Source organism: Cytobacillus sp. FSL K6-0129, from assembly GCF_038007625.1.
Lineage (GTDB): Bacteria > Bacillota > Bacilli > Bacillales > Cytobacillaceae > Cytobacillus > Cytobacillus kochii.
Window position 1 is genome coordinate 1,677,052 of record NZ_JBBOXM010000001.1, and the last position, 21,078, is coordinate 1,698,129.

The 21,078-nt window shown below is 37.8% G+C and carries 18 protein-coding genes and 1 other annotated feature; of the genes, 1 reads left to right on the top strand and 17 read right to left on the bottom strand.

The window, feature by feature from the left end; all coding sequences use genetic code 11:
- Nucleotides 1–13: 13 nt before the first annotated feature.
- The 8 genes from MHI57_RS08290 to MHI57_RS08325 form a co-directional block, all read right to left on the bottom strand.
- Entirely contained in the window at nucleotides 14–757 is a 744-nt protein-coding gene (locus tag MHI57_RS08290) for a prepilin peptidase (RefSeq protein ID WP_095372394.1), read from the bottom strand.
- 18 nt (nucleotides 758–775) lie between these two features.
- Complete coding sequence (locus MHI57_RS08295) at nucleotides 776–1,249, bottom strand: prepilin-type N-terminal cleavage/methylation domain-containing protein (RefSeq protein ID WP_095372393.1); 474 nt, start codon at nucleotides 1,247–1,249, stop codon at nucleotides 776–778.
- 108 nt (nucleotides 1,250–1,357) lie between these two features.
- The gene (locus MHI57_RS08300; RefSeq protein WP_095372392.1) at nucleotides 1,358–2,560 is read right to left on the bottom strand and encodes a type II secretion system F family protein; all 1,203 of its coding nucleotides are present in this window, start codon (nucleotides 2,558–2,560) and stop codon (nucleotides 1,358–1,360) included.
- Nucleotides 2,553–3,593, bottom strand: coding sequence for a type IV pilus twitching motility protein PilT (locus MHI57_RS08305; RefSeq protein WP_095372391.1), 1,041 nt, complete (start codon nucleotides 3,591–3,593; stop codon nucleotides 2,553–2,555). The genes MHI57_RS08300 and MHI57_RS08305 overlap by 8 nt, the downstream gene beginning before the upstream one ends.
- A complete protein-coding gene (locus tag MHI57_RS08310) occupies nucleotides 3,559–5,247 on the bottom strand; it encodes a GspE/PulE family protein (protein WP_340975770.1) in 1,689 nt (562 codons plus the stop codon). Before MHI57_RS08310 ends, MHI57_RS08305 begins: the two co-directional genes overlap by 35 nt.
- Nucleotides 5,248–5,260: 13 nt before the next feature.
- Entirely contained in the window at nucleotides 5,261–6,430 is a 1,170-nt protein-coding gene (locus MHI57_RS08315) for a hypothetical protein (RefSeq protein WP_340975773.1), read from the bottom strand.
- Complete coding sequence (locus tag MHI57_RS08320) at nucleotides 6,427–6,819, bottom strand: hypothetical protein (RefSeq protein WP_340975774.1); 393 nt, start codon at nucleotides 6,817–6,819, stop codon at nucleotides 6,427–6,429. The genes MHI57_RS08315 and MHI57_RS08320 overlap by 4 nt, the downstream gene beginning before the upstream one ends.
- Nucleotides 6,810–7,175 (bottom strand): type IV pilus modification PilV family protein, encoded by a 366-nt coding sequence (locus tag MHI57_RS08325; protein ID WP_340978582.1) that lies wholly within the window; start codon nucleotides 7,173–7,175, stop codon nucleotides 6,810–6,812. The genes MHI57_RS08320 and MHI57_RS08325 overlap by 10 nt, the downstream gene beginning before the upstream one ends.
- Nucleotides 7,176–7,235: 60 nt before the next feature.
- Between MHI57_RS08325 and MHI57_RS08330 the strand changes: the two genes are divergently transcribed.
- A complete protein-coding gene (locus MHI57_RS08330; protein WP_340975777.1) occupies nucleotides 7,236–8,783 on the top strand; it encodes a PilW family protein in 1,548 nt (515 codons plus the stop codon).
- Nucleotides 8,784–8,909: 126 nt separating this feature from the next.
- On the opposite strand, the gene MHI57_RS08335 is transcribed toward MHI57_RS08330, so the two are convergent.
- The 9 genes from MHI57_RS08335 to MHI57_RS08375 all read right to left on the bottom strand — a co-directional run bounded on the left by MHI57_RS08335 (nucleotide 8,910) and on the right by MHI57_RS08375 (nucleotide 21,065).
- Nucleotides 8,910–10,208: a bifunctional folylpolyglutamate synthase/dihydrofolate synthase gene (locus MHI57_RS08335; protein WP_340975780.1), complete on the bottom strand. Its 1,299-nt coding sequence runs from the start codon at nucleotides 10,206–10,208 to the stop codon at nucleotides 8,910–8,912.
- Nucleotides 10,209–10,280: 72 nt separating this feature from the next.
- On the bottom strand, nucleotides 10,281–12,926 hold the full coding sequence (locus tag MHI57_RS08340; protein WP_340975782.1) for a valine--tRNA ligase: 2,646 nt from the start codon (nucleotides 12,924–12,926) through the stop codon (nucleotides 10,281–10,283).
- Between the two features lie 76 nt (nucleotides 12,927–13,002).
- Nucleotides 13,003–13,239 (bottom strand) — a binding site (T-box leader).
- 309 nt (nucleotides 13,240–13,548) lie between these two features.
- Nucleotides 13,549–14,616 carry a spore coat protein YsxE gene (ysxE, locus tag MHI57_RS08345; protein ID WP_095372383.1) on the bottom strand — a complete coding sequence of 356 codons (1,068 nt, stop codon included), beginning with the start codon at nucleotides 14,614–14,616 and terminating at the stop codon, nucleotides 13,549–13,551.
- 110 nt (nucleotides 14,617–14,726) lie between these two features.
- Nucleotides 14,727–15,830: a stage VI sporulation protein D gene (spoVID, locus tag MHI57_RS08350; protein WP_095372382.1), complete on the bottom strand. Its 1,104-nt coding sequence runs from the start codon at nucleotides 15,828–15,830 to the stop codon at nucleotides 14,727–14,729.
- A gap of 367 nt (nucleotides 15,831–16,197) precedes the next feature.
- Complete coding sequence (gene hemL / locus MHI57_RS08355) at nucleotides 16,198–17,484, bottom strand: glutamate-1-semialdehyde 2,1-aminomutase (protein WP_340975785.1); 1,287 nt, start codon at nucleotides 17,482–17,484, stop codon at nucleotides 16,198–16,200.
- A 16-nt stretch (nucleotides 17,485–17,500) separates the two neighbouring features.
- The gene (gene hemB, locus MHI57_RS08360) at nucleotides 17,501–18,481 is read right to left on the bottom strand and encodes a porphobilinogen synthase (RefSeq protein WP_095372380.1); all 981 of its coding nucleotides are present in this window, start codon (nucleotides 18,479–18,481) and stop codon (nucleotides 17,501–17,503) included.
- A gap of 19 nt (nucleotides 18,482–18,500) precedes the next feature.
- Nucleotides 18,501–19,262, bottom strand: a complete 762-nt coding sequence (locus MHI57_RS08365; protein WP_322909643.1) for a uroporphyrinogen-III synthase — start codon at nucleotides 19,260–19,262, stop codon at nucleotides 18,501–18,503.
- Entirely contained in the window at nucleotides 19,259–20,194 is a 936-nt protein-coding gene (gene hemC, locus MHI57_RS08370; protein WP_095372378.1) for a hydroxymethylbilane synthase, read from the bottom strand. The genes MHI57_RS08365 and hemC overlap by 4 nt, the downstream gene beginning before the upstream one ends.
- A 37-nt stretch (nucleotides 20,195–20,231) precedes the next feature.
- The gene (locus tag MHI57_RS08375) at nucleotides 20,232–21,065 is read right to left on the bottom strand and encodes a cytochrome C assembly family protein (RefSeq protein ID WP_095372377.1); all 834 of its coding nucleotides are present in this window, start codon (nucleotides 21,063–21,065) and stop codon (nucleotides 20,232–20,234) included.
- Nucleotides 21,066–21,078 lie beyond the last annotated feature (13 nt).

Consider the following 21,078-nt stretch of genomic DNA (forward strand, 5'->3'; position numbering starts at 1 on the left):
TCCTTTGTCTAAACTAGAAGATTTGTAAATAATACAGCCATATTTCTTTGCCGAAAAAGTAAGCAGAAAGCGCTCCAGCTGCAATAAAGGGGCCAAAGGGGATGGGGTTGCCTCGTTTAACTTTGCCTACTAGCATAGCTAGTAAACCGAATACAGCGCCGTAAATCGTCGCAAGGAAAAAGGTTAACAAGACAAGCTTTGCACCAAGAGCAAACCCTAATAACGCAAACAGTTTAATATCACCACCGCCCATCCCACCATTACTCACAACTGCAATGGCAAGAAGCAAAAAGAAGCCAATAGCGCAACCTACTAAACTATCCCACCAAGGTGAAAGTGGCCAAATCAATCGTTCTATTATAAAAATGACTGCAAAACTTAGCAAAATACGATCCGGTATTAACATATATTGAATATCCGAAACGAAAATAATCATAAATAAAGATATCAACGTTAGAGCAAACAAAAGCTCTGGCGTCCAACCTAACGTGACAAGCGCAAGCACGAATAACAGCCCTGTTAACAGTTCAACAATAGGATATAAGGGCGAGATCCTCACACCACAGTGACGACATTTCCCGCGCTGAAATAAATAAGATAACACTGGCACCAATTCATACGCTTGTAAGTTATGGCCACAGTCAGTACAAGCTGACCGCGGTTTTACAATCGATTTTTTCACAGGTACCCTCAAACCGACAACATTGTAAAAGGAGCCGAGGATGAGGCCTATGATAAATAAGTAGATTAGTAGTATGTGATTGACCTCCTAACTTTATTCCTTAACACTTTCTCTAGATAAGTCAGATTCTAGAACGGCTTCATTATTTCCATCAGAAACTGATCTTTCTCCGTTTGTTAAGAAAACTTTGTATGTGATATTGCTTTTATCTTTTTCAACTTCAACATAGGAACCATTTTTATTTTTATTTCTTTTATATCCATTTTTAACTTTATCTGGATCATCCATCTTTTCCAAATAACCAGATTCCTCTATATCAGCTAAGTATATTATTTTATTTCCATTGTTCTCTTGAATAACATCCTCTGAAGCTACCATTAATTTAGCTGAACTAATCATCTGCCTTGCATTGGCGACGTGAGCATCCTTTTTACTATTATCAATCAATCCTCCGATACTAGGCACAGCAATGGCAGCTAGTATACCAAGGATGACAACAACTGCTAATAATTCAACAAGCGTTAGCCCTCGCTCATTTTTACACTGTTTTTTCCATTTTTTCAACATGTTCATCTACCTTTCTATCTTTTTATTTAAAATAGGTATAATTACCTAAGTATATTATACTATTTTTCTGTGAAATAAATAGATATTTTTTCCTCTAAATGGTAGATATTATTCAACATGATTAAAAATATCAAACATAGGCACAACGATACTGATAACGATTGTACCGACGATAAGTGCTAAGATGATAATCATAAGCGGTTCAAGCAGCGCTTTCATCCGTTCGGTTGTCTGATCGATTTCACTATCATATAAATCAGCTACTTTTTCAAGCATCTCATCTAAGGAACCACTTCTTTCACCAACGGCAATCATATGTGAAAGCAATGGAGGTAGCAGACGATTCTTCATCGGCTTCGCTAATGATCTTCCTGTCTCAATACTGAGACTTGCATCTTGTAGAATAGTTTTTATTACCGTTAAGGAAGCCATTCTTTCCACTATTTTAAGTGCTTCTACAATCGATACAGAACTGATTAACAAGCTTGATAATGTTCTCGTAAATAAAGCGACCTCTTTAATAATAAGCATTCTTCCGATAAATGGGGTACGTAACAATAACCAGTCTCTACAACCTCTAAGGAGTTTATGATCACGAAATAGTAAAATCGTGAGTACAAGCACGAATAAGAAAAAGAGAATCATATACCAGTTCATCGTAAGGTAGTCACTAATACGAAGGACAAATATCGTAATGGCTGGAAGTTCTGCATTGAAGCCTGCGAACATTTGAACGAATGTCGGCACCACTTGTAGCATTAAAAATAGAACAACAAAAATAGCAATGATGCTGACAACAATAGGATAGGCTAGGGCAGATAAAACCTTGTTTTTTAGCTGATTTTGTTTTTCGTAATAATCGGCCAGACGGCGTACGACATCATCTAGCATCCCCCCGGCTTCTCCAGCATGTATCATATGAATCATATAAGGCTGAAACAAATCAGGGTGTTCTTTTACTGCTTCCGATAGAGGCTTTCCTTCATCCAAAGTGTCTCTCATACTTAATAATGCTTGCTTTAAACGTTTATTTTCCGTCTGCTCTGCTAACATATCTGTTGCCTCAATTACTGTAATTCCAGCTTGTAAAAGGGCAGCGAATTGCCTCAAATACACTACAAGCACACTTGTCTTTAATCCCTTTTTTAAGGCAATATCTTTTGTCCAGAATGTTTCTCTCACTTCATTTAATTCGATAACCCGAAATCCTTTTTGCTCTAATTTAGTGACCGCCTCTTTTTTTGTCCAGCCATGAATGATTCCTGTCCGCTTTCCTTTTAAGCTTTTAGCGACATAGGAGAATCTAGCCATGACGTCTCCTTTCTTTTATAAAGGGAGAAGCCACCTCCGGAGAGATGAGCTGTTTTTGTAATAATTTCGTTACGCTTGTCTCTAGTGTATGCATGCCAATCTCTCTTGATGTTTGCATCACATTGATGAGCTGATGGATTTTCTCGTTACGAATAAGGTTAGCTACTGCTGCTGTATTCACTAATAATTCAGTAGCTACCGTTCGACCGGTACCCGTTTTTAAAGGCAAGAGTCGCTGTGAAAAAACCCCTACTAAGACGGATGAAAGTTGAAAGCGAATTTGCGTTTGTTGGTCAGCCGGAAAAACATCAATCATACGATTAATTGTTGAAGGAGCACTAGATGTATGCAATGTGCCTAGAACGAGATGACCCGTTTCAGCAGCTGTAATCGCTGTTTGAATCGTTTCAAGGTCACGCATTTCACCCACCAATATGACGTCAGGGTCTTGTCTTAATGCAGCCCGCAACCCGTTGGCAAAGTTTTGTGTATCAAAACCGACTTCTCTCTGATTAATAATTGACCGATGATGTTTATGTAAATACTCAATCGGATCTTCTAAAGTGATAATATGCTTAGAAAAAGTTTCATTCATTTGTTGAATAATAGCTGCTAATGTTGTTGATTTGCCGCTACCTGTTGGTCCCGTCACTAAGAAAAGCCCTTGTGGTTGCTCAACTAATTTAGCTAACACCGGCGGTAAAGAAAGCTGATTCAATGTTGGAATGCTGACTGGAACAACACGAATTGCGAGGCTTATACATGACCTTTGATGATAAGCATTGACTCTAAAACGGGATAAACCAGGAATGCCATATGAGAAATCTAATTCCCCTTTTTCTTTAAACTTTTGCCAAAGGTGAATAGGAATGATCTCTTTAGCCATCTCCTCTGTCGCCTGTGGTGTTAATATTTCCTCTGTGATTCTTTCTAGCACACCATTGATACGAATAATCGGTTGAGTCCCTACACTAATATGTAAGTCAGATGCCTGTTTGTTATACGCGCTCGTTAACAAATCTATCATTTTCATTTCCCAAACTCCCCCCTTCCTCTAACATCGTTACTTTTAACACTTCCTCTAAAGTCGTCAGTCCTTGAGAGATTTTATGCAATCCGTCTTCTAATAAGCTTCTCATCCCAGCTTTCTTGGCTGCGATTTTTAATGTAGTAGTATCATGATCAGTAGTAATAATTTTTCGCAAAACGTCGTTTAATGTAAAAACTTCATGTAAAGCGATTCTCCCTTTATACCCTGTCATCTGGCAATGACTGCACCCTCTCCCTCTTTGTAAGTTTTCAGGTTCAATTCCTTTGCTAGCAAATACCGTTTGCTCATACGAAGTAGGTGTAACGGTTTCCCTACATTCAAGGCAGACTTTGCGTACCAATCTTTGAGCAACCACACCATTTAATGCTGAGCTCACTAGGAAAGGTTCAATTCCCATATCGATTAACCTCATCACCGTTGACACACTATCATTTGTATGGAGAGTACTTAAAACGAGATGCCCTGTTAAAGCTGCCCTTATAGCGACTTGAGCTGTTTCTTGATCTCTTATTTCACCGATCATGATGATATTTGGGTCTTGCCTTAATATAGATCTCAATCCACTAGCAAAGGTCATCCCCACTTGCTTATGAACTTGTAGCTGATTGATTCCTTTTAGAATTTGTTCAACAGGGTCTTCAATCGTAATAATATTGACTTCTTCTTTATTCATTTCATGCAAGGCGGCATATAAGGTAGATGTTTTTCCGGCACCAGTTGGTCCTGTAATTAGTACAATACCTGCCGGTTGCTGAATCATCTGCCTTATTTGCATTAAATATTCTTTTTGAAAGCCAAGATGTTCAAACTTCATAAGCCGCTCTTGCCGATCTAATATTCTTAATACCGCTTTTTCCCCATGAACCGTCGGAATAATAGACACCCTTATATCGACCGTGCGATAATCAATTGGTATTTTGATACGTCCGTCTTGTGCTATTCTTTGCTCGGTTGTATCCATCTCTGCCATGATTTTAATTCTTGAAAATAGTTCATTTTGGATTGATTTCGCTAATTCCCTCTCTCGACGTAATAACCCATCAACGCGAAAGCGAATAACAACACTGCTTTCTTGTGCATCTATATGAATATCACTAGCCTTCATGGCAATGGCACTACTTAATAATTGATCTATTAACTGGATAATCGGTGCATTCCTTCTACTTCTTTGCTTTCCTTGCCTTTCATTCCCAGCTGCCACTTCTTCTTTAGGTTCATCTCGATAATAGCGATGGATCGTACGAACAATATCATCTTTAGCAGCAATGGCTGGATGAATTTTATACCCTGTTGTTAATCGAAGATCATCAATTGTATAGTAATCTAGTGGGTCCGCCATCGCCACGAGGAGATGGTCACCCTCAAGCTTTAAAGGAATGACAAGATTTCTCTTCGCCACTTCCATTGAGATAAATTGCAAAATTGAGGGATTGATTGGATAAGCCGTTAAGTCCACATGAGGAATGCCCAATTGCCATTCGAGCGCTTGAATGAGTTGTTTCTCCGTTATTAATTCGCTTTGTAGTAAGGCATCCCCGAGCTTTTGACTCTTGTTCTTTTCCCATAATACCTTCTCTAATGCTTCATGGGTGATAACACCGGCATCTATTAATAATTCACCTAATTTTTTGCGCAAGAGATTTCCTCCTTTATTTCTCCATTTTTTCGCCCTCTATCCCCCATAAATCATCACGCGGTTCACTTTCTTCATTAGAATCCTTTGTTACTTTTTTGTTCTCTTCATCTTCCCTACCGTCACCTCTCCATTCAATTGTAGATATGGGGGGATAATAATCTTTCAATCTAGCAAATGTCTCTATAAACATACCTTTTCGCTTCTGGCGCTCAATGACAACCCGTATACCTACGGCACCCTCTTCAATCATTTTCACACCGTCTTCTAACCCTTCTTGGTTATATACCTTTGTCAGTGGCTCAATTTGCTCCATCTCTTTTATTACGGCTTCATAATCATAAATAAATGGTGGCCCCATTAAAGTAAAATACATCCTCCCCCTGTTCTCTTCTATTTTGATTGTATAATTGACAGTATTAGGGTTGTAGAATTTGAAATCATGTTGTCTTTTTTTGTCCACGTAAGCTTCATATCCTGCCTCAGTAAAGCTTGGCTGCTTATTTTGAATGTATCTTTCTTCAATGGAAAAATTCGTATGTAAAATAAGTTGATAAATGCCTGTTGCTATTATATGTAGATCATTTTCCTCACCGAATTGATCTAACACAGAGAAAAGGGAACGATTATCGATAGCAATGGATTGGGTATAGCCACTCCAATCAGCATCTACTTGTAGTACAACTTGAGCGAGTGGTTCTTGTACAAGTGTTACAGGTAAGTATTCCTCTATTTGCACATTATAGGATGTTTCTAATCTACTAACTTTATCTACAATGTCCTCATAGATTTTATTCATCTCTTCTTCATTCAACGTCAATTGTGAAAATAATTCTTCTACACGCTCATAAAATAATTGCTTATCATATTCAACAAAAAGTGGATTATTTGTTCCTTCTGTTAGTTCTTCAACAGTATCCTCCACGTTAAAGCGAAATAATTGCGGGTCAAGTATCCATTCTTCATCAAGGTAGGCAACCTTTATTTGTGCTTTATTTCGCCATTGTTCTATTTTTTGCAGTAACTTACTTTTTATTTCTCCTTCACTTAAACCTTTAATGACCACATCTGCCACTTTCGTTTTGCTTGAATGAATAGAAGGAGGAGTGGCATGAGCAACATACTGCCAAACGATGATGAGCAGAAGAATTAGTACAATACTTGTTAGAATTATTCTTGCTTTCATTTTTCTTCACCTTCATGTACGAATGCCATTGCAGATCCGCACTTATTTTTATAAATAGGGATTATACCTAACCCTTCTATATCCAATGCATTGTCACATTTACAAGCACTCGTCTCATCCTCTATCTCAACCCAAGATGTATCTGTAGCGAAAACCACACAGTGATGGTCAGATAGCGCGATTGCCTTGTTCCCTTCTTGTGTAGCAAATAGGATTACTCCTACTTCAATCAAACGACGATGTTGAATATCAAATTGACTTTGTGTGATTTGTTTGGTTGATTGAAGGACACCTAACAAAAGCGGTGGGATGATAATAAATATCAAGATTATAATTAAGAGAACAGTAACAAGTGCATACCCCTTTTCGCCATTTTCCTTTACTCGCACTCTGAACCCTCACCTTCAAGTTGTGATACACCATAGAGTTCCTCTAAAGGCTCATCTCTTTCCTTTCCATTAGAGACAGTAACCTTCAGTATTGCTTTTTCTTCTACCATCTTCTGAATCACCTTAATAACATATTCTTGGTCGTTTATATCAACAGTTTCTTGACCGCACTTTCCCTCTATTAATGCTTTCTCTGCTAGTTGTAATGCAGTAAAATCATTCTCCGCTCTTGTTATTTGTCCGTTTGCATTGATAAAGACAGAAATAAACGCAGTAAGTACAATCGTGATTAACAAAAGAGAAACAATGACTTCAATGAGTGTTAACCCATTTTGTTTTTTTAATAGTTTAAAAATTCCTCATTCACCTCCAGGTAATTATTATGTAAAATAAAGGTATGAAGGGGGTATAAAGAAATGGGTCAATATAACTATAAAAATAACATAGGTATGACATTAATTGAAGTACTAGCGACCATTGCTATCCTTTCAATTATTAGTTCTGTCATTTATGGTACTTTTATTTCAATAGAGAAAACAAAAAGTAAGACTTTTACTTCTGTCAATTTAAGGCAAGAATCTAACCTCATTATGGCTTATTTAAGAGACTTACATCAAGTAAAATATGCAACAACGCCACAATATTCTTTATCGCTACCTTCTTTACTATTAAGAAATGATATTCACTTCAAAGACATCTCGATTAAACCTGCTAATCAAAGCACAGCAGATCCTTATTGTAGTTATCATGAAGATGATGTGAAACCTCTTGAGGATTGCCTCATTTCTAGTGATGTAATTGATGTTCAATTCACTCTTGCAGGCGGAGAAGATACTTTCGGTGTTCATACAAAAATAAACAAACTGCTGTTAGGAGATAAAGAGGACGATTCTGGAAACGAGGAGAATCCCGGCGACGGAGGAGGAGGCGATGATAATGGCGAGGACCCTAATGAAGGAGAAAATTCTACTTGCTCTGACAGCTTCTATCAATGTATGATAGAAAGTCAACTATTTCTCCATGGTTCCTCATTTGCCTTTCATGGTAACCGAATCAATGGTAGCGATGCCACCATATATATTGGAGATTCATTAAAAACTGCCCAGATCAATGGCGGCGCCTTAAGTAGTGTTTCTAATCTATTTATAGATGGAGATGTAAATTTACAAGGAGGTAGTGCAGGGTTAGGATCAGCTTCTAAGCCAGGGCAAGTTTGTATTAACGGCGACTTTTCAGCCTCAGGTGGACGTTCTATTTATGGTCATACCGTTGTGAATGGAAGGGCCAATATTAAGGATACGACTTTTTATCAACCTTTAACAATAATGAAGGATGCAGTGTTACCTGGAGGAACATATAAAGATAACGTACATATTGGTGGTGACACATACATCAAAGATGCTTACTTTGAGAAGGCGCTTTTTTCTCATCAAGATTTGACGGTTGATTGGACTCCATCCTTTTCTCCTTCCGCTTTAGCAACATATGTTGGAGAATTGTATCATCCGAATAATATAGATTTATCCGCTTATCAAAAAGGATCATCTTTAGAAAAGTTAACGAGTTGTAGCATCCCTTCTTACCCTCTTCTTAAAACCAAACCAGCAGGATGGTATGAAGCAAATGGCTATGGTTCCTCAGTAAAAAGTGAAAATATGAAATTATTTGGCGAAGATATTACCATTTCTCCATATCTTGACGAAAAATACCGTTATATAAACTCCTTTTCAAAAGCAGTAATTATTGCTACCGGTGATGTATATATCGGTTCACAAAGTCAATGGATTGAACGATTTAGCGGAGTTGTATTTGCTCCATATGGAAGTGTAACCTTTTATGGAGGAGAATTTAATGGCAGTATCATTGCTAAAAATGGCGTTTACCTTATGAGTGGGGGAACAACAGTGAACTACATCCCGATTAGTGATTTTTTTGCTCAAGAAAAGGATTTCCCTCTTGAATAAGACACATAATGAGAAAACGCCAATTGCTCTATTCATGTTGGTCAACTAAAAAGTAAAGGGCGATTCTAAAAGTATTTGACGCCCTTTACTTATACGGCTACAAGTAATATCCATCGTAACCAATCATTATTGATGAGCAAAAAAACGCTTTACTTCAGAAATAAAGTATAGGGAACCTGTAATCACTAAAACATCATTTTCACGCATCATTTCCTTCGTTTCTTTTATTGCTTCTTGCCAATCAGCTGTAACTAAATGATGATTCTTTTGACTGATTGCAGACAGTTCCTCAGCTGTTGCCGCACGAGGGAAATCAAACCCTACAAAAGTAATCGCTTTCGCACAATCCTCCATTCTTTGAATCATGCCTTGCAGTGGTTTGTCCTTTAATGCTGCAAAAATAAAATAAATATCACGATCTTGATAGCGCTTTTCTAATTCGTCACAAACAGCAGCCATTCCTTCTTCATTATGTGCTCCGTCTAAAATCGTTAGTGGTGCTGTTGCCACGCGCTCAAAACGACCAGGCCAATACATTTTTTTCAAGCCTCTCTCTATGCTTACTTCTGAAATCACAAAGGAAAAATATTGATTCAGAAAATCAACCGCCATCAACGCCAAGCTAGCATTTTCTACTTGATGAACACCTGGCATCGATATTTCTAAATAGTCTCTTTGCCTAAATGTATTCTGAAAAGAAAAGGCCTCACCTACTTCTGTCGATACGATATGCTCCGCTTGGAATTGCTTATTTGCTTGATAAACTTTTGCATGTTTTTCTTTTGCTGTCTTTTCGATAACAGCCACTGCCTCATCTTGCTTAACACCAGTAATAGTTGGGGTCCCAGGCTTTATAATCCCAGCTTTTTCAGAGGCAATCTTCTCAATCGTATCACCTAATATCGCAGTGTGATCAAGACCGATATTTGTAATGATAGATAATAGGGGATGAAGGACATTTGTTGAATCTAGTCTGCCACCTAATCCTACTTCAAACAAAGCAATATCAACCGGTTCAATATGGGCAAAATAATGAATCGCCATTGTTGTTATAATTTCAAATTCAGATGGCTCTCCTAGTTCTGATCCTTCGAGCTCTACTGCAAGCGGATAAATATCATTTACTAGCTGGACAATATCTTTATCAGAAATCGGCTTGCCGCCTAATGTAATCCGTTCATTGAATTGCTCTATATATGGAGAAGTAAATGTACCTACCATAATCCCCTCTGCTTCAAGGATTGAGTGGATATAAGCTAGTGTCGAACCTTTACCGTTCGTTCCCCCTATATGTATAACCTTCAGTCTTCTTTCTGGATGATTCAATTTTCCCATCATCCATTCCATCCTTTGTAATCCTGGTTTGATCCCAAGACGAAGACGAGAATGAATCCAACCAATTGCTTCTTCATATGTTGTAAACATTTCTATCTGCCACCTTTATTAATATAACCATTATAAGAGGAGACGATATTTCGCCTCCTCTCCTATTATACCTTATTCACCTTTTAATTCGTTCATTCTTGCTTCAACTGCTGAACGTTTTTCGCTATAATCTTGTTCTTTCGCTTTTTCTTCAGCGATTACTTTTTCAGGTGCTTTCTTAATAAAACCTTCATTACTTAATTTTTTCTGAACACGTTCTACTTCTTTATTTAACTTATCCCATTCTTTTTGTAAACGAGCAATTTCTTCATCAATATTAATTAAACCTGCTAATGGCAGAATAATTTCTGCTCCAGTAACAATTGCTGTCATCGCTTTATCAGGTGCTTTTGCATCAATCGCAATGGTTAATTGCTCAGGGTTACAGAAGCGTTCAATATAACCAACATTTTTACTTAAAACCTTCTGTACATTTTCATCTTTTGTTTTGATGAGCATATCAATCTTCTTACTCAATGGTGTGTTTACCTCTGCACGAATATTACGTACAGAACGAATAATTTCCACAAGCAGTTTCATTTCTTCTGCTGCTGCTTTATCGGAAAGCTCTTCATTCACAGTCGGCCAAGAGGCAACTGTAATCGATTCTCCTTTATGAGGGAGGTTTTGCCAGATTTCCTCTGTAATAAACGGCATGAATGGATGCAATAATCTCATTGTTTGGTCTAATACATAAGCGAGAACAGATCTTGTTGTCTGTTTAGCCGCTTCATCTTCACCGTATAATGGCAGTTTTGCCATTTCAATATACCAGTCACAGAAATCATCCCAAATGAAGTTATAGAGGATTCTGCCCACTTCACCAAACTCATAACGATCGGACAACCTTGTTACCGTTTCAATTGTTTCATTTAAGCGCGTTAAAATCCATTTATCTGCAACCGATTTTTCATCGGTTAAATCAATTTCATCATAAGTTAATCCATTCATGTTCATTAAGGCAAATCGAGAAGCGTTCCATATTTTATTGGCAAAATTCCACGTAGATTCTACTTTTTCAAAGCTGAAACGCAAATCCTGACCTGGTGAGCTTCCTGTTGATAAGAAATAGCGCAAAGAGTCTGCACCATATTTCTCAATAACATCCATTGGATCAACACCATTACCTAGTGACTTACTCATCTTACGACCTTCCGCATCACGAACCAATCCGTGAATAAGTACATCTTTAAATGGACGGCCACCAGTAAATTCAATACCTTGGAAAATCATTCTAGATACCCAGAAGAAAATGATATCATAGCCGGTTACTAACGCATCAGTCGGATAATAGCGTTTAAAATCAGCACTTTCTTCATTCGGCCAACCTAATGTAGAGAATGGCCATAACGCTGATGAAAACCATGTATCAAGCACATCTTCATCTTGTTTCCAGTTCTCACTATCACTCGGTGCTTCTGTTCCTACATATACTTCACCTGTTTCCTTATGATACCAAGCTGGGATGCGATGGCCCCACCAAAGTTGACGAGAAATACACCAGTCACGAATATTTTCCATCCAGCGTAAATACGTATTTTCAAAACGATCTGGAACGAAGTTGACTTTATCTTCACCCTTTTGTAACTCAACAGACGCATCCGCAAGTGGTTGCATTTTTACAAACCATTGGGTAGACAAATAAGGTTCTACAACTGCTCCACTACGTTCTGAATGACCAACAGAATGAAGATGCTCTTCGATTTCAAAAAGAATACCTTCTTCTTGCAAATCTTTAACGATTTGTTTACGACATTCGAAACGATCTAGCCCTTGATATTTGCCAGCATTCTCATTCATTGACCCGTCTTCATTCATTACTAGAATTCTTGTTAGGTTATGACGATTACCAATTTCAAAGTCATTTGGGTCATGAGCTGGTGTAATTTTTACTGCTCCTGAACCAAATTCCATGTCAACATAATCATCTGCAACAATCGGAATTTCTCTGCCAGTAATAGGTAGTTTCACCGTTTTACCAATCAAGTGTTGATAACGCTCATCTTTAGGGTGAACGGCAACCGCTGTATCACCTAGCATCGTTTCAGGTCTTGTTGTCGCAATTTCAATATGACCACTACCATCTGTTAATGGATAGCGCATATGATAGAACGCCCCTTGAACATCTTTATGGATCACTTCTATATCTGATAAAGCTGTTTGAGTAGAAGGGTCCCAGTTAATAATATACTCGCCTCTATAAATCAAACCTTTATTGTATAAAGCAACGAAAACTTCTTGTACAGCATCTGATAACCCTTCGTCTAGTGTAAAGCGTTCACGGTTATAATCTAGACCGAGACCAAGCTTAGACCATTGTTGTCTAATATGTCCTTTATATTCATTCGTCCATTTCCACGTTTCCTCTACAAACGCTTCACGACCAAGATCATAACGACTTTTTCCTTCTTCGCGCAGTTTTTGTTCAACTTTTGCTTGAGTAGCAATACCTGCATGGTCCATACCAGGTAACCACAAAACATCATACCCTTGCATGCGCTTCATTCTCGTCAAAATATCTTGAAGCGTTGTATCCCATGCATGACCAAGATGCAACCTTCCCGTTACATTTGGTGGCGGTATCACAATTGTATAAGGTTTTTTCTGTGGATCATCTTTTGCCTCAAAATATTTTCCTTTTAACCACCAATCATAACGACCTTGTTCAATAGACTGAGGGTCATATTTTGTTGGCATCGTGATATTATTCTCTTCCATCGCCTATTCATCCTTTCTCACATTCGCTTATCGTTAACAATCAAACAAAAGCAAAATAAAAAACTCCACTCGTCACAAAAAGGACGAATGGAGTTGCTTCCGCGGTACCACCTTTTTTTCAATTACCATAAACTTTAGTAATTGACTCTCGAATGGATAACGGCGTTCCCGTCTTTCGCTAATAATAGAACTACGTTCACGAAAGAAGCTCCAGGGCGACCTTCCAATGGGTTCGCTTAGAAAATCTCACAGCAATTGATTTTCCTCTCTTAAAGCAAAGCGCCAATGTACTCTTCCCTATCAAAGCTTTTCATTTGTTTGAATATAAAGTAATACTACCTAAAAATAGTCACTATAGTCAATAAGGATGACCAATTTTTTTTATTATATACATGATAATAAAAAAAGGGAACAAACCTGTAAAAAAAATTGCTCATATTTTGAGCCTGCCTATGTATGAGGGAATATGCGCGGGATGAGGATGCAAAAGAGAAATCCACTACCTAAATGTAAACTTTCGAGGAGGGGTAGAAAGGTATACCCTAAGATATAAAACTTGCTTTTACTGAGTGAGTTTGTTTACCATTTGGATTCTCTTAAAATGAATATAGGAGCCCAGGTTTTATCCATTTTGGGCTCCTTCTTGTTCTGCATTCGCCTTCTCAGCTGCTTCTTGTGCTTGTTTTTTCTGACGCTCAATTTCATCAATCCTCATAGCCACATATTCCGTATTTTTTAATAACCAAAATTGCCTTTGTATATGCTCTACATGCTTTCTTTCATTCTTTTTTGACTTACCATTATGATATTTTTCTGCTGCGCGAATGACAGGCCCTGGATGAGCAAAATAACTTTGAAATAACAGCATTTCATCTTCTCTAAACGGATAATGCTTAAAATAAGTGTAAATCCAATCGACAGCATCGTCCGCACGCTTCGGAAAGGTTTTTAATGACCTTGATAAGAACGGAAGAAGATCATGCATAGGTGAACTTCTCTTCGCTTCTTCAAAATTCAAAAAATAGCCATATCCGCGCTCATCATACAAGAAATGTTCAGTAGAAATTTTTCCATGTATAACAGCTGTACGAACTTTTTCCTCTTCCTTCGTTTTTTCGTACCAATCCTTTAATTTCTTCGTTGAGAAAGTTAAAGCTTGAGCGATATCATTATAATATTGTGTAAACATCAATTCATAAGGAGATAAATATTCCCTAGATTCACATGTTTCAATAAAACCATCCAAAAATTCACTCTGCTTTTCCCATTCTAGTAACGTATTTTCATAATGCTCTTCACGTTCTTCTTTGGAGACTTCCACTTCTTTCGTACTTAAGACATGCAAGCGAGCAAGTTCTCTAAACATTTGTTGATGCCGTTCAAATTGATCTTCTTTAATCTCATTAGCTAGCCAAGGCATTAAATAATACAGCTTTTGGTTGTGTAAAACGGCATACCTACCATCAACCGTCGGATAAATCGGGACGATCCGGTTATAACCCATTTGGTATAATTGCTGAATATAACGAATGAAGTCCGCACCATGATTTGCTTTTATTTTTTTTAAAGAAAAAACACCTTTGCTAGAGTAAACCTTTTGAACGCTACCAAAACTTTCGATGAAATTTGGCTCAAGTGCATAGTGTTTTAAGATCGGACCATATTTTTTTAATCTATTTTCCTTTGCCACTTAGACCACTCACTTTCCTCGCTTACCTAAACTGTGTAAGTAAACAAGTGACACTGATAAAAATGCGAGCAGACCGATGAGATCTGCTCTTAATGTACTCCCCTTATCCGCTAGTTCGTAACAGCTACAGGGATATATAAAACTTGGCCTTCATGCACTTCTTGATTCAATTCTAGTTGATTGGCTCTCATTAATGTTTGTGGTGTCACATCATATCTTTCTGAAATAAGATCAATCGTATCATTAGGCTGGACAATACATACCTTAACCTTCGTCAATTGTTCTTCATCTTCTTTACGAGCAAAAAATTCCGTCAAACTCATGCTTTTCTTGCCCTTTACTTTTTTCTTTTGTGGTTTCACTTCTTCTGAAGAGGATTCAAGCTCATCTTTCAATTCTTCAAGCTCTTGAACTGGTTTTGTTTCTTCTACTTGCTTAACCTCAAAAATCTCTTCTGCTTCCTGCTTTTTCTCTTCATATCGATTAGCTATAAAAGAAACCTCTGGCATATCAATGGGTTCTTCTTCTTGGGGCTCAAGAATAGGTAAGGAGCGATTTAATACCGGTTCTTCTTCAACCACTTCTGGCTCCTGCTTCGCTTCAGCAACAAACACATCTTCATCTTTTTCATTCTCCTCTGGTAGGGAGAAGTTAATTTCTGTTGTTTGTTCTTCTTCACGACTGGTGTCTGTGTCTTCTTCTTCTTGATCCTGAACCGTTGAACGTTCTACCGTATCAAGTTCAAGCACATTATTCTCATCTTCAGTATATGCCACATGCTGTTGGTCACCATACAAACCGGATATCGTCAAATTAGCATGGAGTTTCATGCAACTTCTTTCAGGAAACATATAATCAAATGACTCTACTTGGACATCAATATCATCCAATCTCTCAATACGGTTATTCGGGATCGTAATATCTACAGGAAAGTAGTGTGTAAACTCACATACCCCCTCTTCCCTTTCTTCCACAGATTGGATAAACCTTAATGTAGATGGCGGTTCATTCATACTGTCCTCGGTTGATTCATCACGATGATATTCGCCTGTTAGTTCTAGTGCACCTTGAATCGTTACATACTGCTCACTATCCTGAATCGTTATATTCGGATCAAGTGAAATCGAAAGTAATTGTGATACTTCCTGTCCTTTTTGAAACCAAACGGATTCCTCTAATGAAAACCGCAAGTTCGACGGATTTCCTTGAGACATATTCGACTCCTCCTCCCATATCATCAAAAACAATAACATCTTTTCTCTTACACTTTATGAGGAGGAAAAGTGAATTATGATTACTTTACTTAGAAAGGAGCACGTCTTCGATAGAATAACTATATTGTTAAAGAGGAATAGATTAATTTAGGGTTGCGAATTTAAAATCTCACATCTTTTCCAACAGAGAATTATTTTCTACATAAGTGACTATATCCACTTTGACTATTTTTTCGATGTGAGCCTTTTTCTTTTTCATTCTGGCTACCGTTGTTCTTCTCTTTGCCCCTCTCTCAAAAAGATTGGCATCTTTCGATCGAGAATAAAAAAGCGAACAAATTCCGGAATGGAATTGTTCGCTAAAAACTTATTTCAATTTCGCAAAAGCCTTTTCTGCTGCGGCAATTGTTTGATCAATATCTTTATCCGTTAATGCTGTAGACAGGAATAAACCTTCAAATTGTGATGGTGGAAGGAATACGCCTTGAAGCGCCATTTCACGATAATAAGAGGCAAAGAAGTCAAGATTAGACGTTCTCGCTTGATCATAATTAATGACATCTTCATTTGTAAAAAATAGTCCAATCATCGATCCTGCCCGGTTAATTGTATGTGGAATCTCATATTTTTCTGCTGCTGTTCTCAAGCCTAATTCGAGTTTATCAGCTTTCTTAATAAAGTTAGCATACGTATCCGGTGTTAATTGACTTAATGTTGCATAACCGGCAGCCATCGCAAGCGGGTTCCCTGATAATGTACCTGCCTGATAAATGGGGCCACTTGGTGCAACCTGCTCCATAATTTCTCGTTTACCACCGTAAGCACCAACAGGCAGTCCACCACCTATTACTTTTCCTAAGCAAGTTAAATCAGGTGAAACGCCGAAGAAACCTTGGGCACAGTTATAATCAACACGGAAACCTGTCATTACCTCATCAAAAATAAGAAGGGCACCGTATTCAGTTGTCACATCACGTAACCCTTGTAAAAATCCTTCTACTGGTGGGACAACTCCCATATTACCAGCAACAGGTTCAACAATGATGGCAGCGATATCTTCACCAAATTGTTCAAAAGCGTATTTAACACCTTCAAGATCATTGTATGGAACTGTAATCGTATTCTTTGCAATACCTTCAGGCACACCAGGACTATCAGGCAATCCAAGTGTAGCTACACCAGAACCGGCTTTAATTAAGAGAGAATCTCCATGACCGTGATAACAGCCTTCAAATTTAACTATTTTATTGCGTCCTGTGAAACCTCTAGCTAATCTTAATGCACTCATCGTTGCTTCTGTACCTGATGAAACCATACGAATCACATCAATTGAAGGAACACGATCGATGACGAGCTGTGCTAATTCATTTTCAATCAACGTTGGCGCCCCGAAGCTTGTGCCATTTTCGGCAACTTCCTTCACCGCAGAAACAACTTTTTCATTAGCATGTCCTAAAATCAGTGGTCCCCATGAAAGGACATAATCAATATATTCATTACCATCAATATCATAGATTTTTGACCCTTGGCCCTTCTCCATAAAAATCGGATCCATATCAACCGATTTAAAAGCACGCACTGGGGAGTTTACTCCACCAGGCATCAATTTAACTGCTTCTTTAAATGCGGCTTGTGACTTTTCATATGAACGCATAAACATCCCTCTTTTCTTATTTGTGTGAGTTCATCCATTTGGCAGCATCTTTTGCATGATAAGTAATAATTAAATCACTACCAGCTCTTTTCATCCCTGTTAACATCTCAAGCACGATTCTTTCTTCGTCAATCCAGCCATTTTGTGCAGCGGCCTTTACCATCGAGTATTCGCCACTTACATTATAAGTAACAAGTGGTAAATTAATATTGTTTTTCACATCGCGAACAATATCAAGATAAGGCATCCCAGGCTTTACAATGAGGAAGTCTGCACCTTCCATTAAATCTGATTCTGCCTCTCTCATTGCTTCTAAGCGGTTTGCAGGGTCCATTTGGTATGATTTCCGATCACCAAATTGTGGTGTACTGCCAGCAGCATCCCTAAATGGTCCGTAAAAAGCAGACGCATATTTCACTGCATAAGACATAACAGGTATATGTTCAAAGCCTGCCTCATCAAGGCCCTCACGAATAGCGATTGTAAATCCATCCATCATATTAGAAGGAGCAATAATATCTGCGCCTGCTTTTGCTTGACTAATTGCTGTTTGCACAAGTAATTCTAATGAAGCGTCATTTAATATTTCGCCATTTTCAATCAAACCACAATGACCATGGTCAGTATACTCACAAAGACAAGTATCTGCAACGACCAAAATTTCTGGATACTTTTCCTTGATTAATCTTGTTGCTTCTTGGACAATTCCATGTTCATGATACGCCTGCGTACCACAAGCATCCTTTTCAAGAGGAACACCAAATAATAAAACAGATTGGATACCTAGAGATACAACCTCATCCATCTCTTCAGTTAAATGGTCTAATGATAAATTATAAATGCCTGGCATAGAAGGAATTTCTTTTTTTATGTCTTGTCCTTCTGCAACAAAAATTGGATAAATAAAATCCTCCACATGTAGATGTGTTTCTCTTACCAAATTGCGCATATTAGCTGTCCGACGTAAACGGCGATGACGATTAAATTGACTATCCATTGTACTACCTCCAACTTGATTAAGAAATGACTTTTACTACTTCCTTAATTAAATGTTTAAATGTATATATAGTTGGTACAGCATGTACCTTCAAACCGTAAAATTCTGCTCTTTTTGCAGCTATTGGTCCTATACAACCGATGATACTCTTCCTTATTTGATTCTTCAAATCATGACCCTCTACGATTTCCATAAAGTGATCAATCGTTGATGGGCTGGTAAATAATAGTATATCAATGCCATCATTCAATAAGCGACCCGTTAATAATTGTTTACTCTCATCAGGAAAAAAATTTTCATAAACGATTCGTTCAGTCACTCTATGCTTTGCTTCCATAAGCTTTTGCTTAATATAATCTCGGGCCAAGTTGCCCTTAGGCAAGAATATATTTTGTTCATCCCCTAAAATTGCTAAAAATTCAAGGGTAAAAGTTTCAGCCACAAATTCCGTTGGTATGAAATCAGCTTTCAAGTCATATTGTGATAACTTTTCAGCTGTTTTCTTTCCTATAACGGCCAACTTCGGTAAGTTTGTCTTCTGTGACACATATGTAAAAAACACCTCAACTGACACACTGCTTGTGAAAATAATCCATTGGTATTGTGTGAAATCATGGGTTTTTAAAGAATGGGCTTCTGTTGTTTCTCTAAACGAAATTAATGGGATAATTACTGGATGTCCACCAAGGGATCTGACCAAATCACCACTAGCCTCCGATTGATCTTTACTTCGGGGAATAAGGACAGACATTCCATGTAAGGCACTGTCCTCATGAATCATCCTTCGTCTAACTCCTCTTTGACAGCATCAATTAATGCTTTTGCACCTAATTCCGATAAGTTTTCTGCTACTTGATACCCTATTGTCTCAGGATCATCACCAACAACCATATCTTTATAAATCGTACGACCATCTGGAGAACCAACTAAACCAGTCAAACTTACTTCACCATTCTCAGTTAAACGTGCAAAGCCTGCAATCGGCACTTGGCAACCGCCCTCCATTTTATGAAGAAATGCACGCTCGGCAAGCACTGTTCTTTTCGTTTCCTCACAAGTGAATGCATCTAAAAGCCTTCTTAGTTCATGATCATCTTCTCTACATTCAATAGAGAGTGCACCTTGACCAACAGCTGGTAAACAAATATCTGGATCAATAAATTCTGTAACGATCTCCTTCGTCCATCCCATTCTTGATAGGCCGGCAGCAGCAAGAATAATGGCATCATATTCTTCTGTTTCTAGTTTAGCAAGACGTGTATCAATATTCCCTCTTATCCATTTAATTTCCAAATCTGGTCTTTTAGCCAAAATTTGTGAACCTCTTCTTAAACTACTTGTCCCGACAATTGCACCTGGTTTTAAGTCAGCTAATTTCACATGGCCTTTGGAAATAAGTGCATCTCGATAGTCTTCTCTTTCCGGAATACAACCAATGGTCAATCCTTCAGGTAAGACAGCTGGCATGTCCTTCATACTATGTACAGCCATGTCAATTTCCTTATCTAACATCGCTTGTTCTATTTCTTTAACGAATAGGCCTTTTCCTCCTACCTTTGAAAGGGTAACATCCAGGATTTTATCTCCTTTTGTCACAATTTCTTTTACTTCAAAATCAACTGCAGGATTCAAACGGCGTAACTGATCAATCACCCAATTCGTTTGTGTTAACGCAAGCTTACTTCTTCTTGAACCGACAATTATTTTTCTCATGACAGCCTCCCTATTCTTTAAAAACATATTCCTTTTCTTATTCATACCAGAAATGGAAAGACGATAACCTTCCAAATAAGAAAAAATTAATTAATACAACAAGGAAAGCAGCCACATTCCAAGTAGCAAGTGATTTACCACTCATTCCTCTGCCAACCTTTAAATATAAGTAAATACTATACAAAATGAGTACCAATAAGGAACCAAGCACTTTTGAATCCAACCATACCATATTTGGTAATTTCATATAAGCCCATTGTATCCCTAATATTAAACTAATCACTAACATAGGCACCCCTATACTAGCAAATAGATAAGACATTTTTTCTAGTTGTGATAAATTCGCAATTCGAATAAGCCTTGAACCCCACTTTTTCCTCTTCAACAAATCATATTGAATCAAATATAAAAGAGCAAATACAAATGACAATGAAAAAGCACCATATGAGAGAATCGCACCAATAATATGAAAAAAGAGGAGCTCAGACATCAATTGATTCGCCAGCACATCTGATTCAATCTCAATAGGAGCAAATGTATGTAAAGCCATAATAAAAAAACCAAGTACATTTGTGAAGAAAACGATAAAATCGACTTTCATAATGCGATTAATAATTAAAGAAAATGTAATAAGTACCCATGCGTAGAAGTATAAACCTTCAAATATCGTTAATACAGGGAATCTACCCGTATTCCACATATAGAGTAATAAGAATACCGTCTGTAATCCCCATACAAATGCAAGTAACCAGAAGGCGACACGATTGGCCTTCCGGTTACTTGCTAAAAAGTCAATAAAGTAGAGAAGTACACTCGCTGCATAAAGAACGACAGTAAATTCATGCAGGCGTGCCATATAGATATCAAACATGGACAGTACCCCT

Excerpts from the sequence above, each read along its gene's own strand:
- MHI57_RS08295 (WP_095372393.1), bottom strand. The coding sequence starts at position 1,249 with ATGTTGAAAAAATGGAAAAAACAGTGTAAAAATGAGCGAGGGCTAACG.
- MHI57_RS08300 (WP_095372392.1), bottom strand. The coding sequence starts at position 2,560 with ATGGCTAGATTCTCCTATGTCGCTAAAAGCTTAAAAGGAAAGCGGACA.
- MHI57_RS08305 (WP_095372391.1), bottom strand. The coding sequence starts at position 3,593 with ATGAAAATGATAGATTTGTTAACGAGCGCGTATAACAAACAGGCATCT.
- MHI57_RS08315 (WP_340975773.1), bottom strand. The coding sequence starts at position 6,430 with ATGAAAGCAAGAATAATTCTAACAAGTATTGTACTAATTCTTCTGCTC.
- MHI57_RS08330 (WP_340975777.1), top strand. The coding sequence starts at position 7,236 with ATGGGTCAATATAACTATAAAAATAACATAGGTATGACATTAATTGAA.
- MHI57_RS08335 (WP_340975780.1), bottom strand. The coding sequence starts at position 10,208 with ATGTTTACAACATATGAAGAAGCAATTGGTTGGATTCATTCTCGTCTT.
- MHI57_RS08340 (WP_340975782.1), bottom strand. The coding sequence starts at position 12,926 with ATGGAAGAGAATAATATCACGATGCCAACAAAATATGACCCTCAGTCT.
- spoVID (WP_095372382.1), bottom strand. The coding sequence starts at position 15,830 with ATGTCTCAAGGAAATCCGTCGAACTTGCGGTTTTCATTAGAGGAATCC.
- hemL (WP_340975785.1), bottom strand. The coding sequence starts at position 17,484 with ATGCGTTCATATGAAAAGTCACAAGCCGCATTTAAAGAAGCAGTTAAA.
- hemB (WP_095372380.1), bottom strand. The coding sequence starts at position 18,481 with ATGGATAGTCAATTTAATCGTCATCGCCGTTTACGTCGGACAGCTAAT.
- MHI57_RS08365 (WP_322909643.1), bottom strand. The coding sequence starts at position 19,262 with ATGATTCATGAGGACAGTGCCTTACATGGAATGTCTGTCCTTATTCCC.
- hemC (WP_095372378.1), bottom strand. The coding sequence starts at position 20,194 with ATGAGAAAAATAATTGTCGGTTCAAGAAGAAGTAAGCTTGCGTTAACA.
- MHI57_RS08375 (WP_095372377.1), bottom strand. The coding sequence starts at position 21,065 with ATGTTTGATATCTATATGGCACGCCTGCATGAATTTACTGTCGTTCTT.